Consider the following 14,401-nt stretch of genomic DNA (forward strand, 5'->3'; position numbering starts at 1 on the left):
GATCGTGCCGACCGTAGGAGGGCCGCATGAACGGAACGCCACCGCCGGGTGTTGCCCGGTCGAACGCGGAAAGCATGACAGGACACGGTCACGCGAAGGCCGTTCGGGGTGGCGCCGGCCACCTACTGCAGGGGTACTTCTCGGCGTCCTGGGTGTAGTCCACCGCCCACGGCGGCCCGGTGAACTCCTCGCTCACTCGCCCGGCTCCAGGGCACGCAGCCGGTGGCGGATGCGGGAAGCCGCGTCGAGGAGGCCGTGGGCCGTGCCGACGTCCATGGCGTCGGCGGCCCTGGCTTCCAGATCGGCGACGCGCCGGTCGAGCTCGGGGTCGCGCGCGAGGGCGTACTCGCGCGACGGCCCCCGGCGCGGGGTGGTTGCGCCGGGGGCCGTCGGGTGGTGCGTCAGAGCTTCTCGGGGGTGCGGATGCCCAGGAGGGACATGCCCTTCGAGAGGGTGCGGGCGGTCAGTCCGCACAGGAACAGGCGGTTCTCGACCTGCTCGGGGGTCTCGGCCTTGAGGACCGGGCACTCCGAGTAGAAGGTCGTGTAGAACGAGGCCAGCTGGTAGAGGTACGCCGCCAGCTTGTGCGGGGCGTACTCCGCCGCCGCCTCCGCCACGAGCTCGCCGAACTGGTCCAGGTGCAGACCGAGGGCGCGCTCGGACGGTGCGAGAGCCACCTCCGCGTGGGCGGCGGGCTTCGCCTCTCCGGCCTTGCGCAGGATCGACTGGATACGGGCGTACGCGTACTGGAGGTACACGGACGTGTCGCCGGTCAGCGAGACCATCTGGTCCAGGTCGAACTTGTAGTCCCGCGCGGCGGAGGTCGACAGGTCGGCGTACTTCACCGCGCCGATGCCCACCTGCACGGCCCGCTCGCCGATCTCGGCCTCGGACAGGTCCTGGGCCTTCTCCCGCACGACGGTCGCCGCGCGGTCGATCGCCTCGTCGAGGAGGTCCACCAGCCGGACCGTCTCGCCCTCGCGGGTCTTGAACGGCTTGCCGTCCTTGCCGAGGACCGTGCCGAAGGCCAGCTGGACGGCCTTGACCTCGTCGTTCAGCCAGCCGGCCCGGCGGGCCGTCTCGAAGACCATCTTGAAGTGGAGCGACTGGCGCGCGTCCACCACGTAGATGAGCGTGTCCGCCTTCAGGTTGCCCACCCGGTCGCGGATCGCGGAGAGGTCGGTGGCCGCGTAGCCGAAACCGCCGTCGGACTTCCGCACGATCAGCGGGGTCGGGTTGCCGTCCGGGCCCTTGTACTCGTCGAAGAACACGCACAGCGCGCCGTTGGAGCGGACGGCGACGCCCGACTGCTCCAGCAGCTCGCAGGTCTCGACCAGCATGTCGTTGTAGCCGGACTCGCCGACCACGTCCGGGTCCTGGATGTCCATGTCCAGCTTGTTGAAGACCGAGTAGAAGTAGATCTTCGACTCGTCCACGAACCGCTGCCACAGCGCCAGCGTCTCCGGCTCGCCCGCCTGGAGGTCCACCACCCGCGCCCGGGCCCGCGTCTTGAACTCCTCGTCGGAGTCGAAGAGCGCGCGCGAGGCCTTGTACAGGCGATTGAGGTTGGACATGGCCTCCTCGCCGGAGACCTCCTCCTCGCTCTTGTGGTCCAGCTCGTGCGGGTGCTCCAGCAGGTACTGGATCAGCATGCCGAACTGGGTGCCCCAGTCGCCGATGTGGTGGCGCCGCACCACCGTCTCGCCCGTGAACTCCAGGATCTCCACCATCGCCGCGCCGATCACGGCGGACCGCAGGTGCCCGACGTGCATCTCCTTGGCGACGTTCGGCTGCGCGTAGTCGATCACCGTGGTGCCGGCGGACGGCGACAGCGGCACGCCGAGGCGGTCGTCGGCGGCGCGGGCCGCGAGGGTCTCGACGATCGCCCGGTCGGTGATCGTGATGTTGAGGAAGCCGGGGCCGGAGACCTCGATCTCCCGGATCAGGTCACCCGTCGGGATGCCCTCGACCACGGTCGTCGCCAGCTCGCGCGGGTTGGCCTTGGCCTTCTTCGCGAGCGCCAGGATGCCGTTGGCCTGGAAGTCGGCCCGGTCGCTTCGTCGCAGCAGCGGGTCGGCCGCACCGGCCTCCGGCAGGGCGGAGGCGAGGGCGTCCGCGACGCGCTGTTCGACGGAGGAAGCGAGGGAAGGGACCGAGGCCATGAGCTGCCGTTCCTGTGAGTCGGTTGATGCCCGTCGAGTATCCCACGGTGCACCTGTCCACATCCCGGGATTTGTCCGCGGCGGCAGCCGAGGGCCGGGGGGAGACCCGGGGGGAGATGACGGCGTATCTTTCCCGGTTTGCCCGGCAGGTCCCGCACCCCGCGGATAGGCTCCGCCCGATTTGACGGTCCGGTCGAAGGGTGGGGACATGACGGAGATGTCGTCGGGCGGCACCTACGTGAACCTGTCGGACGAAAACCTGCGGACGTACTACGAGACCCCCGACGGACGGATGGTGGAAACGGTCGTCCTCGGCGTGGACCCGACCCTCCACGTCCCGCTCGCCGTGTCGGTGGGGACCGGCGGCCCGGAGCACATGGACGCGAGCCGGCTGCACGGCCTGCGGCGGGGCGGGCGGATGGTCCTCGCCGACCGGGTCGGCGGCAGGCCGGTCCTCGCCGCCGTCCTGGAGATCGCCGAGGCGGTACGGGCCGTCGCGGCCGCCGCCCGGCGGCCGACCGTGGCCGCCGCCACGTCCTCCTCCTCGATGGAGGACGCCGACACCGAGGAGCCGAGGACCAACCGCTGGGAGGACTCCGACGACGAGGAGTCCGCACCCGTGCCCGTACCCGTACAGCGGCAGACCGAGCGGACCACGCCCGCCGCCCAGCGGCAGCAGGTGCCCGACGGGCCCACCGCGGAGGAGATCGCCACGCGCATGGCACAGGGGCGCCGGTTCACCACACCGCGCGGGCGGGTCTGCTACTTCAGCGACCAGGGCGACAGCGCCGTACGCCACTTCCTGGAGTACCAGCGCTCCCGCAAGGAACAGACCGCGGTCTTCTTCTCCAACGTCCGGCGCTACACCCCGCTGGAGTACCTGCAGACCCTCACGGCGGCCTGCGACGCGGCGATCGACCTCTACACGGCGCGCACCGTGGCCTACGGGAAGAACTGTCAGGTCCAGGACGCCGCCGGCCGCCCGTGGACCATCGGCATGACGCTCGACGGCACCGAGCACCGGCTGACCCACGCGCACTTCGAGAACTACCAGAACAGCTGACGCGGCACGGGCCTGCCGCCACCCTGCCGCCACCCGGCGGCCACCCGGCGGCAGGCCCGACCGGTCCGCGCCGCGCAGGCAACCTCGGAGGGCCTGCTTCCGTCTGGGAGAATGGCGGTAGCCAGCATTTCGAGATAGAAGGACGTGTCGTGGCTCAGAGCAGCACCGAGACCGACTGGGTCTCCCGTTTCGCGGACGAGGTCATCGCTGAGGCGGAGCGCCGAGCACCCGGCAAAACCGTCGTCGTCGCGTCCGGACTCTCCCCCTCCGGCCCGATCCACCTGGGCAACCTCCGCGAGGTCATGACCCCGCACCTGGTCGCGGACGAGATCCGCCGCCGGGGCATCGAGGTCCGCCACCTCATCTCCTGGGACGACTACGACCGCTACCGCAAGGTCCCGGCCGGCGTCCCCGGCATCGACGAGTCCTGGGCCCAGCACATCGGCAAGCCGCTGACCTCCGTGCCCGCCCCGGCCGGCTCCGCGTACCCGAACTGGGCCGAGCACTTCAAGGCCGCGTTCGTCGAGGCCCTGGCCGAGATGGGCGTCGAGTACGACCCCATCAGCCAGACCGAGCAGTACACCTCGGGCGCCTACCGCGAGCAGGTGCTGTTCGCGATGAAGCACCGCGCCGACATCGACGCGGTCCTCGACCAGTACCGCACCAAGCAGAAGCCGGGCGGCAAGAAGCCCCAGCAGAAGCAGGTCGACGAGGCCGAGCTGGAGGCCGCCGAGGGCTCCGGCGCCGCCGCCGAGGACGACGGCAGCAGCGCCGAGGGCGGCTACTTCCCGTACAAGCCCTACTGCGGCGAGTGCGGCAAGGACTTCACCAAGGTCACCGCGTACGACGACGAGACCACCGAGATGACCTACGTCTGCACCGAGGACGAGTTCACCGAGACGGTCAAGCTCAGCGAGTTCAACCGCGGCAAGCTGGTCTGGAAGGTCGACTGGCCCATGCGCTGGGCCCACGAGGGCGTGATCTTCGAGCCCTCGGGCGTCGACCACTCCTCGCCCGGCTCGTCCTTCCAGGTCGGCGGCCAGATCGTGCACATCTTCGGCGGCGAGCAGCCGATCGGCCCGATGTACGCCTTCGTCGGCATCAGCGGCATGGCCAAGATGTCCTCCAGCAAGGGCGGGGTCCCCACCCCGGCCGACGCGCTGAAGATCATGGAGCCGCAGCTGCTGCGCTGGCTGTACGCGCGCCGCCGCCCCAACCAGTCGTTCAAGATCGCCTTCGACCAGGAGATCCAGCGGCTGTACGACGAGTGGGACAAGCTGGAGGGCAAGGTCGCCGACGGCACCGTGCTGCCGGCCGACGCCGCCGCGCACGCCCGCGCCGTCCGCGTCGCCTCCCACGAGCTGCCCCGCACCCCGCGCCCGCTGCCGTACCGCACCCTCGCGTCGGTCGTCGACATCACCGCCGGGCACGACGAGCAGACCCTGCGCATCCTGACCGACCTGGACCCGACGCAGCCGCTGACCTCCCTCGACGAGGTCCGCCCGCGCCTGGACCGCGCCGAGAACTGGATCACCAGCCAGGTCCCGGCCGACCAGCGCACCCTCGTCCGCGAGGACGCCGACACCGAGCTGCTGTCCTCGCTCGACGAGAACGGCCGCGAGCAGCTGCGGCTGCTCCTGGAGGGCCTCGACTCGCACTGGTCCCTCGACGGGCTCACCACCCTCGTCTACGGCGTGCCCAAGGTGCTGGCCGGGCTGGAGCCCGACGCCAAGCCGACGCCCGAACTCAAGGTCGCCCAGCGCGAGTTCTTCGCCCTGCTCTACCGCCTCCTGGTGACCCGGGAGACCGGCCCGCGCCTGCCCACCCTGCTCCTCGCCGTGGGCGCGGACCGGGTGCGCAAGCTGCTCGCCGCCTGAGCCGTACGCGAAGGGCCCCGCACCCCCCCGAGGGGGGTTCGGGGCCCTTCGCGTATGTACGTACGTACGCCCGGACGGTCAGGCGATGTGCTCGTTCTCCAGGTCACGCTGGTAGCGCTGCTTCAGGTCCGGCATCAGCCGGCTGATCGTGCTGAAACTGCGCGGGTGCGCGATGCCGTGCCGGTCCGAGAGGTATATGTCCACCTGCTCGGGGCTCGGCACCTTGCCGTTCTCCTCGATGTAGCTCCGGAAGACCTCGTACGCCGCCTCCGCGAACTTGACCTCGTCGAGGTCGGCCCCGGAGCCGTCGGCCTCCTCGTCCGGCAGCAGCGCCTGCGACGGCTTCCGGGCCGGCACCTGCTCCGCGCGGTCCCCCACGAGGTCCTCCGGGCCGCCCTCGGGGCCGCTCTCGGCGTCGTCCTCCGGGCCGGCCGGCGCCATGACCGGGGTCGGCTCCAGGCCCTCCACGTACTGCGGGTTGTAGCCGCCCTCGTACGCCGCCTGCGGGGCCAGCGGCGCCGCGAACCAGGCGCTGTCGTGCGCCGCCGGCATCGCGGTGGGATCCACCGCGAACGGCGGCGGGGCGTGCGGGACGGGGAGACCCGCCGCCGCGGCCGCTGCCGCGGCGGGAGCCGGAGCCGGAGCCGCCTGGCGCGGGACCAGCACCTCGGCGGCCTCCGGAGCCGCCGCCTCCAGGGCCGGGGCCGCAGGGGCCGCCGGGGGCAGCAGCACCGGCTCGATGCCCGCCGCCACCAGCCCCTCCGGGGCCGTCTGCGACAGCGGCACGCCGATCCGGGCCAGCCGCAGCGGCATCAGCGCCTCCACCGGCGCCTTGCGCCGCCACGCCCGCCCGTACCGGGCCTGCAGCCGCGCCTGGTAGATCAGCCGGTCCTGCTCCATCCCGACCGCCTGCTCGTAGGAGCGCAGCTCCCACAGCTTCATCCGGCGCCACAGCTTGAAGGTGGGGACGGGCGAGAGCAGCCAGCGCGTGATGCGCACGCCCTCCATGTGCCGGTCCGCGGTGATGTCCGCGATCCGGCCCACCGCGTGCCGGGCCGCCTCGACCGTGACCACGAACAGGATCGGGATCACGGCGTGCATGCCCACGCCCAGCGGGTCCGGCCAGGCCGCCGCGCCGTTGAACGCGATCGTCGCCGCCGTCAGCAGCCACGCCGTCTGGCGCAGCAGGGGGAACGGGATGCGGATCCACGTCAGCAGCAGGTCCAGCGCCAGCAGCACGCAGATGCCCATGTCGATGCCGATCGGGAACACCAGCGAGAAGTTGCCGAAGCCCTTCTGCAACGCCAGCGCGCGCACCGCGGCGTACGATCCCGCGAAACCGATGCCCGCGATGACCACGGCACCGGCGACCACGACACCGATGAGTATCCGGTGCGTACGAGTCAGCTGCATCGCGGCCACCCGCGACCTCCCCTTGTCGAGCTACGGCAGGCACAGCGTACGGGTGACTGCGCGTCACCCGTTCCCCAGGACCCCTTAGCGCCCGTCGCCTACTGCTGCGGGGAAGCGGAACCCGACGGCGAAGCCGAACCGGAAGGCGAAGCGGAACCCGACGGGCCCTGCTCGGGAGCGGCGTCGCCCTTGTTGGCGGCGTCGACCGCGTTCACCGCGTCCCGGGTCGAGGCGATGGCGTCCTGGAGCAGCTTCGCCTGGTCGGGGGCGCCGGCGCCCTCGTAGGCGGCACCGTTGTAGTCGAGGGTGACGACCACGTTGTGGGTGCGGACCACGACGGTGGTGTTGAAGAAGTCGACGTCCTTCTTCACCCCGTACGCGACCGAGGAACCCTGGTCGCCGATCCCGCCGGCCTGCTCCACCTTGACGTCGTGCGCGCCCTCGACGGTCTTCGCCAGCTCGATCTGCTTGTTGTACTGCTCCTCGGCGCGCTTGTCACCGCTGCCGAGCGAGGCGTGCGAGTCGTAGCGGACCAGGGAGACGGAGAGCCAGCGGTACTGCGAGCCCTTCACGCCGTCCGTCTGCAGGCCGTTCCAGGAGCAGCTGGCCCGGTTGGCGAGGTCGTTCGACTTCGCGGCCGTGCCGTTCTTCTCCTTCGCCTCCGGAACGACCGAATCTATGGTCTTCGACGCGATCGCCTTGCAGGGGTCGGGCAGCTTCGCGAACGCCACCTTCTCCAGTGCGGCCGAGGCCTTCGAGCTGGGCTTGGCGGACGAGGAGGCCGTGGACTTCTTGCCGGATTCCGTGCCCGAGGACTTCCCCGAGTCGGACGAGCACCCGGCGGCGGTCAGGACCACCGGGACGACGGCTGCGCAGGCGAGAACACGGGTGAGACGCGAGGCTGATCGGTGCATGGTTCCTTCAGACGTTGGGGACTTCTTACGGGCGCGGGCCCGAGCAACGGTAGCCCGAGCGGGCGCCCGCCTGCTGTGCGCGCCGTCACGACGGCCCCGCACGCCCTCTCGGGGCGGGGGCCTCACTCGCTGAAACGCTCGGCCAGGGCCTGCGCCAACTGGCGCGTCTTGTCCTGCGTTTCCGCACTTGAGGGGATTGCGGCGGGTCCGGACGGCTGCACGCTGTACTCGATGGTGACGAGGACGTTGGAGGTGCGGAACACAATCCGCACGGTGCGCGACTGGGCGGCGCTCGCCCCGGCCGGGCTCAGCTTGTCGTCCAGGTACGCCTCGCTGCCGAGCCCTTCCAGAACGCGCGAGCCGAGCTCGGGCGCGGTACTGGGGGAGGCCGGGGCGGAGGGCGAAGCGGAGGCGGGAGCGGAAGCCGGGGCAGGAGGGGCGGAGGGAGAACCGGAAGGCTGGGCGGGGGTCGCCGAGGCGCCGGGGGCGGTGCTCGGGGAGGGGGAGCTCGTGATGCCGGGGAAGGGCAGGTGCGCGTCCGTGAGGCGGCGTACGAAGACGGTGTGCGCCTTGTCGTCGTCGCTCGCGGCGGCCCGGTCGTACGAGACCACGCGCTCGAACGTGACCGACAGCAGCAGGGTCCCCTCGGGCGCCTGCGCGTTCCAGCGGCAGCCGACGTGCCGGTCGCCGTCGAAGGAGGGCTCCGCGGTTCCGGCGTAGAGCTGCTCACGCTGCTGGGTGGTGAGGGAGTCGGAGGCCGGGAGCATCGCCTTGAGGCGCTTGGTGTCGGCGGCCTTGCACGGCTGGGGCAGGCTGCGGTACTTGCCGGGCTGGGCGGGCGCGGCGGTGCTCCCGCCGCCCTTCTGGTCGCTGGTGATCCCGATGCCGTTGCCGTCGGTGCACCCGGCGAGACCGGTCACTCCGGCCGCGAGTGCGGTGATCATCGCGATACCGGGCAGGACCCGTCGGCGTACCGCCTTGCGCTCCACGTCCACTGGCTCCCTTGGTCCCCTCGGGAAAATCCGTTGCCGCGACTCGGACACGGATGGACACAATGTCTATCGCACACGCTGGTGCCGGCGCCGGTTCCCTGACTGCTTTGGGGCGATGAGCGAGGCTTTTTGCGTATTCCGAGCTTTCTGTGACTTTCCGTGGTTTTCGGGGGATTGACGTCATATGTCGTATGTAGAGGTGTCCGGGGCCAACGTCCCGATCCGGATGTGGACCGATCCGGCGTCGGTCGAGGACAGCGCCATGCGGCAGTTGCAGAACACGGCGGGCCTCCCCTGGATCAAGGGCCTGGCGGTGATGCCGGACGTCCACTACGGCAAGGGCGCCACGGTCGGCTCGGTCATCGCCATGAAGGACGCGGTCTGCCCGGCGGCGGTGGGCGTCGACATCGGCTGCGGCATGTCGGCGGTGAAGACCTCCCTGACGGCGAACGACCTCCCGGGGGACCTGTCGAAGCTGCGGTCGCGGATCGAGCAGGCGATTCCGGTGGGGGCGGGGATGCACCGCGAGGCCGTGGACCCGGTGCGGCTGTACGGCTTCGGGGACTCCGGCTTCGGGGACCTGTGGGAGCGGTTCGACTACGTCGCGGACTCGGTGAAGTTCCGGCGGGAGCGGGCCATGCGGCAGATGGGAAGCCTTGGTCAAGGGAATCACTTTTGGGAACTTTGCATTGATTCGTCTGGTTCGGTCTGGATCATGTTGCATTCGGGTTCCCGGAACATCGGCAACGAGCTCGCGGACTTCCACATCAACGTCGCACGTGGCCTTGCGCACAACCAGGGGCTGGTGGACAGGGACCTCGCGGTGTTCCTCGCGGCGACTCCCGAGATGCAGGCCTATCGGAGCGACCTCTTCTGGGCGCAGGAGTACGCGAAGTTCAACCGTCGCGTGATGATGAGCCTGTCCAAGGAAGTCATCCGCAGGGAGTTCCGCAAGGCCAAGGTCTCCTTCGACCAGGAGATCAGCTGCCACCACAACTACGTGGCGGAGGAGCGGTACGACGGCATGGACCTGCTCGTCACGCGCAAGGGCGCGATCCGCGCCGGCGGCGGCGAGTACGGGATCATCCCGGGCTCGATGGGGACGGGCTCGTACATCGTGAAGGGCCTCGGCAACGAGAAGTCCTTCAACTCCGCCTCGCACGGAGCGGGCCGCAAGATGAGCCGTACCGCGGCGAAGAAGCGCTTCTCGGCGCGGGACCTGGCGGAGCAGACCCGGGGCGTGGAGTGCCGCAAGGACTCCGGTGTCGTGGACGAGATCCCCGGCGCCTACAAGTCGATCGAGCAGGTCATCGACCAGCAGACCGACCTGGTGCAGGTCGTGGCGAAGCTCAAGCAGGTCATCTGCATCAAGGGCTGAGCGCGGCGTACGGGGGCCCGGACCGGTGACGGTCCGGGCCCCTCCGCGTGCGTCGGGCCCTCATTCGCCGTCGAGGAGGAGGTCCACCGGGAGTTCGAGGGTGACGCCGACGTACTCCGGGATGGTGATGGAGGTGCCGCGCTTGTGGGACGTGCGGAGGCGGTAGGTGCCGTTGCGCGGGTCGCGGCAGACGACGACCTCGTCGTGGCGGCGGTCGACGATGACGTAGAACGGGATGTCGGCCTTGGCGTAGCAGTCGACCTTGGAGCCGAGGTCGTCCGGCCAGTTCGACGAGGTCACCTCGACGACGAGGCGGAACACCTCGGGTGCGTAGCAGTTGTTCCGCCCCTTGAAGTCCAGGAAGTCCTCGGTGACGAGGGCGAAGTCCGGGACGGCGTAGTCGGTGGGGCCGCTGGGCAACCAGATGCCGATGCCCTGCACGTAACGCAGGCCGGCTTTCTTCGCACCCGCCTCGTAGAACTGCTCGATCAGCCAGCTCAGAGTGAGTGCGTGCGTCCCGTCGGCGGGTGGTGGTGTCACGATGAGCCTCCCCTGGAGAATCTCCACTCGGTGCCTGGGAAGCTCCCTGGAGAGTCGATCGGCGGCCTCCGCGATCGTGGTCTCGTGCTGTATCACGGCCATAGCTTCCTCCTTTTCGCGAACCACGCTTTCGGAGCGTAGTGGTGTCCGCCGACAATTCGCATGGATTCACCCATACGGGCTTGGCGGGTGCGCCTGACTCAACTCACCTTTCCCGCAAGGGGGTTGACTGGTGGAGTTGGTCTAGACCAAGGTGTGCGGCATGGGGAGATCCCGCGTGCTTCTTGCCGCGCTCGCGTCGTTGTCGCTCGCTCTCGGGGCCGCCGGGTCGGCTGAGGCCGGGGTGGGGTTGCCGCCCGTGGTGTCGCACGTGCCGACCCGGGACAAGGTCGTCTTCATCACGATCGACGACGGCTGGACCCACGACCCCGAGGCCGCGCGGATCCTGCTGGAGAAGCGGGTGCCGGTGTCGCTGTTCCTGCTGCCGGGGGCGGTCGCGTACGACACCGGGTACTTCACCGCGCTCACCGACCAGGGGCGGGCGACGGTGGAGAACCACACCGTGAACCACCCCGACCTGACCACCCTGGACGCCGCCGGGAAGGACGCCGAGGTGTGCGGGGCCGGGGAGCGGCTGGCGGCGGTCTTCGGGGGGAAGGAGCCCAGGCTGCTGCGGCCGCCCTACGGGGCGGTCGACGACGGCGTGCGGGCCGCGGCGAAGGCGTGCGGGGTGAAGGCGCTGGTGACGTGGACGTACGACTTCACCACCTGGAGCCAGACCCCGCCGACGCCGCAGCTGAAGGCCGGGGACATCGTGCTGCTGCACTTCACGCCGACGCTGGCGGCGGACCTCCGGCGGGCCCTGGACGCGGCGAAGGCCGCCGGGCTGAAGCCGGCGGCCCTCATGCCGCAGCTGAAGGCGGCGGGAGTCCTCTAGAGCTCGCGGTGGACCTTGGTGTTGGAGGCCTGGGCGCGGGGGCGGACGACCAGCAGGTCGATGTTGACGTGGCTGGGGCGGGTGACCGCCCAGGTGACGGTGTCGGCCACGTCGTCGGCGGAGAGGGGCTCCGCGACGCCCTCGTAGACCTTCTCGGCCTTGGCCGCGTCGCCGCGGAAGCGGGTCTTGGCGAACTCCTCCGTCTTGACCATGCCGGGGGCGATCTCGATGACGCGGACGGGCTGGCCGACGATCTCCAGGCGGAGGGTCTCCGCGAGGACGCGGGCGCCGTTCTTGGCGGCGACGTAGCCGGCGCCGCCCTCGTAGGCGGAGTGGCCGGCGGTGGAGGACAGGACGACCACCGTGCCGTCGCCGCTCGCGGTGAGGGCGGGGAGGAGGGCCTGGGTGACGTTGAGGGTGCCGATGACGTTGACCTCGTACATCGTGCGCCAGTCGGCCGGGTCGCCGGTGGCGACGGGCTCGGCGCCGATGGCGCCGCCGGCGTTGTTGACCAGGACGTCGCAGCGGTCGAGGGAGGCGGCGAAGGCGTCGACGGCGGCGCGGTCGGTGACGTCGAGGGCGTGGGCGGTGGCCTCGTACCCGGCGTCGGTGAGGTCGCCGGCGAGGGCTTCGATGCGGTCCTTGCGGCGGGCGGTGAGGACGACGTGGTAGCCGGCCGCGGCGAGCTGCCGGGCGGTGGCCGCGCCGATTCCGCTGCTCGCGCCGGTGACTACGGCGGTTCGGGTGGCCGTGCGCGTGCTCATGGGCGGGCTCCTCGTTCGTTCGTACGGGCGAATCCTCGCCAGCATAGGCCGGGTCAGCGGCGCGGCGCGTACATGATCACGGCCATCCCGGCGAGGCAGACGAGGGCGCCGGTGACGTCCCAGCGGTCGGGGCGGTAGCCGTCGGCGACGACGCCCCAGAGGAGGGATCCGGCGACGAAGACCCCGCCGTAGGCGGCCAGCACCCGGGCGAAGTCGCCCTGGGGCTGGAGGGTGGCGACGAATCCGTACAGGCCGAGGGCGATGACGCCGGCGCCGATCCAGGCCCAGCCCTTGTGCTCGCGCACCCCCTGCCAGACCAGCCAGGCGCCCCCGATCTCCAGGAGGGCGGCGAGGGCGAAGAGGGCGGCGGAGCGTGCGATGAGCATGGCCGGAAGCCTACGCAGGCGAATGGGGGAGGGCTCGCCCTCGTTCGTGTGATGGTCCGACCGGGGGGTGGGCGGGCTGGTTAGCGTCCGCGCGAGGAGGTGGTGGCGGTGCGCCGTGGTGCCGTACGGAGTGTGGTGGTGGCGGGCTTGCTGGTGCTGGGCGGGGCCGGTCCCGCGGGGGCGTGGGCCGGGCCGGAGGCCGACGTGGCCTACCACGGGCGGGTGTCCCTGGCCCACGGCCGGCTGAAGGTGTGGATGGTGCCGCAGAACGAGGGGCCGTCCGGGGTGCCGAACGCGACGGTACGGGTGCGCCTGTCGGTGGACCTCGCGGACCACCAGGAGCTGGCCGAGGGGTGCGCGCGGGCGGGGCAGCGCGAAGTGGTGTGCGAGACGGGCGAGCTGCCGGAGCACGGCCGGGGGCGGCACATCGGGCTGTCCCTGGGGCTGCGCGAACGGCCGGCGGAGGTGGTCGTACGGATCGACACGTGGTGGAACGGCGGGGCTACCGACCGCAACAGCGGCAACAACGAGCACGTGGTGCTGGCCCTGGACACGGGCGACGCCTACGCCTTCTGACGCCTACGCCTTCTGAGGCCTCCCCGGGCGGGGCCGCCGGGTCCCCGCGGAGGGCGGGACCCGGGGCCTGCGGGGGTGGTCCTCAGGCGGCGGCGCCGCCGAATTCGGCCACGGCCTCGCCGACGATCCGTTCCAGCCGGGCGTGGTGGGCGCCGCGCCAGTAGACGCGCTCGCAGTCGGCGCACTGCGCGAAGACGTCGTACGAGCGCTGAGTGCCGTGCTCCAGGCGGTCGCCCACGCTGTCCTTGTCGGCCTCGCGCAGGGGGCCGTTGCAGGCGGTGCAGCGGGTCCAGGGGGTGAGGGCGGGGGCGAACCGGCCGAGGACGTCGCGGAGTTGGTCGTCGGGGTTGTCGCTGTAGACGTAGGCGCCGGCGAAGATCTCGCGGCGGCGCAGGAGGCCGCGGTCGCGGGAGAGCAGGACGCGGCGTTCGGCGGCGGAGCGGGTGGCGAGCGCGGGGTCGCCGATGTCCTCGTTCTCGTAGGCGGCGTCGACGCCGAGCAGGCGCAGGCGGCGGGCGAGGGTGCCGAGGTGGACGTCGAGGAGGAAGCGCAGCGGGGCGTCGGGGAGTCGTTGCGGGCGGTCCACGCCGAACACCTCGACGGACTGGCCCGCTCGGGGCACGTAGGAGACGGGCACCTCGTGGCCGTCGACGAGGAGCCGGCCGACCTCGGTGAGGGGGACGCCCGCGGATTCGACGACGTGGCCGATGCTGGATGCGCCGTCGGTGGCGGTCGGTACGCGTTCCGCACGCCTGCTGGGCGGGGCGAAGAGGCGCAGTTCGGGGGCGAGGGTGAGGTGGATGCCGGGACCGTTCACGGTCCCAGCATGCCATCGGGGGGTGGGGCGGCGCGGCCGAATTACGTGGTCGCGAGGGCTCCGTCGTAGGCCTCGCGGTGGGAGTTGACGTCATCGAAGTGGTTCTCCGCCCAGCGCTTCACGGAGGAGAGGAGGCAGCCGAGGCTGCCGCCGAGTTCGGTGAGGGCGTAGTCGACGCGGACGGGGACGGTGGGGGTGACGGTGCGGCTGACGAGGCCGTCGCGTTCGAGGGAGCGCAGGGTCTGGGTGAGCATCTTCTGGCTGACGCCGGGGATCTTGCGGCCGAGGTCGCTGTAGCGCATGGAGCCGGACTCGGCCTGGCCGAGGGCGCTGAGGATGAGGCCGACCCACTTGTCGCTGATGCGGGCCAGGAGCTGGCTGGTGGGGCACTCCTTGACGAAGGCGTCGTAGGCGGCGCGGGCTTCGTCGCGGCGGGCGGCGGCGGTGCGGGTGGCCATGGATACCCACTTCCGGGTCGGGTACGCACTCCGAAGTACGTACTTACGGAAAGAGAGTACCTCTCCCTAAGTTAGTGCTCACCGGGAAGGGCGGAACCGCCCGGCGGACCCGGGCCGACCTGAC

Annotated in this window: 14 protein-coding genes; 5 read left to right on the top strand and 9 right to left on the bottom strand. The window is 71.1% G+C overall.

The genetic code is table 11. The features are described 5' to 3' along the window. Window positions 1-401: 401 nt before the first annotated feature. Window positions 402-2,162: an arginine--tRNA ligase gene (argS, locus tag SLAV_RS21510; RefSeq protein ID WP_030232146.1), complete on the bottom strand. Its 1,761-nt coding sequence runs from the start codon at window positions 2,160-2,162 to the stop codon at window positions 402-404. Window positions 2,163-2,370: 208 nt separating this feature from the next. Here argS and SLAV_RS21515 point away from each other — a divergent pair, with 208 nt between their 5' ends. Together SLAV_RS21515 and lysS are read left to right on the top strand one after the other, a co-directional pair. Beyond that, on the top strand, window positions 2,371-3,225 hold the full coding sequence (locus tag SLAV_RS21515) for a hypothetical protein (protein ID WP_030232143.1): 855 nt from the start codon (window positions 2,371-2,373) through the stop codon (window positions 3,223-3,225). 149 nt (window positions 3,226-3,374) lie between these two features. Further along, window positions 3,375-5,102, top strand: a complete 1,728-nt coding sequence (gene lysS / locus SLAV_RS21520) for a lysine--tRNA ligase (RefSeq protein WP_030232141.1) — start codon at window positions 3,375-3,377, stop codon at window positions 5,100-5,102. Window positions 5,103-5,180: 78 nt separating this feature from the next. On the opposite strand, the gene SLAV_RS21525 is transcribed toward lysS, so the two are convergent. From SLAV_RS21525 to SLAV_RS21535, 3 genes are all read right to left on the bottom strand, one after another. Beyond that, window positions 5,181-6,524: a DUF2637 domain-containing protein gene (locus SLAV_RS21525; protein WP_063760313.1), complete on the bottom strand. Its 1,344-nt coding sequence runs from the start codon at window positions 6,522-6,524 to the stop codon at window positions 5,181-5,183. 89 nt (window positions 6,525-6,613) lie between these two features. Then, window positions 6,614-7,429, bottom strand: coding sequence for a DUF3558 family protein (locus SLAV_RS21530; protein WP_037687607.1), 816 nt, complete (start codon window positions 7,427-7,429; stop codon window positions 6,614-6,616). Window positions 7,430-7,551: 122 nt separating this feature from the next. Then, on the bottom strand, window positions 7,552-8,418 hold the full coding sequence (locus SLAV_RS21535; RefSeq protein WP_030232132.1) for a hypothetical protein: 867 nt from the start codon (window positions 8,416-8,418) through the stop codon (window positions 7,552-7,554). A gap of 187 nt (window positions 8,419-8,605) precedes the next feature. On the opposite strand from SLAV_RS21535, the gene SLAV_RS21540 reads away from it, so the two are divergent. Then, window positions 8,606-9,799 (top strand): RtcB family protein, encoded by a 1,194-nt coding sequence (locus SLAV_RS21540; protein ID WP_030232131.1) that lies wholly within the window; start codon window positions 8,606-8,608, stop codon window positions 9,797-9,799. Between the two features lie 60 nt (window positions 9,800-9,859). Here SLAV_RS21540 and SLAV_RS21545 read toward each other — a convergent pair whose 3' ends face one another. Beyond that, entirely contained in the window at window positions 9,860-10,441 is a 582-nt protein-coding gene (locus SLAV_RS21545; protein WP_030232128.1) for a Uma2 family endonuclease, read from the bottom strand. A 160-nt stretch (window positions 10,442-10,601) separates the two neighbouring features. Here SLAV_RS21545 and SLAV_RS21550 point away from each other — a divergent pair, with 160 nt between their 5' ends. Beyond that, window positions 10,602-11,276, top strand: a complete 675-nt coding sequence (locus SLAV_RS21550; RefSeq protein ID WP_030232126.1) for a polysaccharide deacetylase family protein — start codon at window positions 10,602-10,604, stop codon at window positions 11,274-11,276. On the opposite strand, the gene SLAV_RS21555 is transcribed toward SLAV_RS21550, so the two are convergent. After that, a complete protein-coding gene (locus tag SLAV_RS21555) occupies window positions 11,273-12,040 on the bottom strand; it encodes an SDR family NAD(P)-dependent oxidoreductase (RefSeq protein WP_030232123.1) in 768 nt (255 codons plus the stop codon). The genes SLAV_RS21550 and SLAV_RS21555 overlap by 4 nt on opposite strands. A 53-nt stretch (window positions 12,041-12,093) precedes the next feature. Continuing rightward, complete coding sequence (locus tag SLAV_RS21560) at window positions 12,094-12,426, bottom strand: YnfA family protein (protein ID WP_030232121.1); 333 nt, start codon at window positions 12,424-12,426, stop codon at window positions 12,094-12,096. 138 nt (window positions 12,427-12,564) lie between these two features. Between SLAV_RS21560 and SLAV_RS21565 the strand changes: the two genes are divergently transcribed. Then, on the top strand, window positions 12,565-13,002 hold the full coding sequence (locus SLAV_RS21565; RefSeq protein WP_234333678.1) for a hypothetical protein: 438 nt from the start codon (window positions 12,565-12,567) through the stop codon (window positions 13,000-13,002). A gap of 82 nt (window positions 13,003-13,084) precedes the next feature. On the opposite strand, the gene SLAV_RS21570 is transcribed toward SLAV_RS21565, so the two are convergent. Both SLAV_RS21570 and SLAV_RS21575 read right to left on the bottom strand, forming a co-directional pair. After that, window positions 13,085-13,819, bottom strand: coding sequence for a Mut7-C RNAse domain-containing protein (locus tag SLAV_RS21570; protein WP_030232117.1), 735 nt, complete (start codon window positions 13,817-13,819; stop codon window positions 13,085-13,087). A gap of 41 nt (window positions 13,820-13,860) precedes the next feature. Further along, on the bottom strand, window positions 13,861-14,277 hold the full coding sequence (locus SLAV_RS21575; RefSeq protein WP_030232115.1) for a winged helix-turn-helix transcriptional regulator: 417 nt from the start codon (window positions 14,275-14,277) through the stop codon (window positions 13,861-13,863). Window positions 14,278-14,401 lie beyond the last annotated feature (124 nt).

It is taken from the genome of Streptomyces lavendulae subsp. lavendulae, from assembly GCF_002803845.1.
Lineage (GTDB): Bacteria > Actinomycetota > Actinomycetes > Streptomycetales > Streptomycetaceae > Streptomyces > Streptomyces lavendulae.

What these genes read in the sequence shown, in the direction of transcription:
- SLAV_RS21545 (WP_030232128.1), bottom strand. Translation starts at nt 10,441, where the DNA reads ATGGCCGTGATACAGCACGAGACCACGATCGCGGAGGCCGCCGATCGA.
- SLAV_RS21530 (WP_037687607.1), bottom strand. Translation starts at nt 7,429, where the DNA reads ATGCACCGATCAGCCTCGCGTCTCACCCGTGTTCTCGCCTGCGCAGCC.
- SLAV_RS21515 (WP_030232143.1), top strand. Translation starts at nt 2,371, where the DNA reads ATGACGGAGATGTCGTCGGGCGGCACCTACGTGAACCTGTCGGACGAA.
- SLAV_RS21540 (WP_030232131.1), top strand. Translation starts at nt 8,606, where the DNA reads ATGTCGTATGTAGAGGTGTCCGGGGCCAACGTCCCGATCCGGATGTGG.
- SLAV_RS21555 (WP_030232123.1), bottom strand. Translation starts at nt 12,040, where the DNA reads ATGAGCACGCGCACGGCCACCCGAACCGCCGTAGTCACCGGCGCGAGC.
- SLAV_RS21560 (WP_030232121.1), bottom strand. Translation starts at nt 12,426, where the DNA reads ATGCTCATCGCACGCTCCGCCGCCCTCTTCGCCCTCGCCGCCCTCCTG.
- SLAV_RS21575 (WP_030232115.1), bottom strand. Translation starts at nt 14,277, where the DNA reads ATGGCCACCCGCACCGCCGCCGCCCGCCGCGACGAAGCCCGCGCCGCC.
- argS (WP_030232146.1), bottom strand. Translation starts at nt 2,162, where the DNA reads ATGGCCTCGGTCCCTTCCCTCGCTTCCTCCGTCGAACAGCGCGTCGCG.
- SLAV_RS21550 (WP_030232126.1), top strand. Translation starts at nt 10,602, where the DNA reads ATGGGGAGATCCCGCGTGCTTCTTGCCGCGCTCGCGTCGTTGTCGCTC.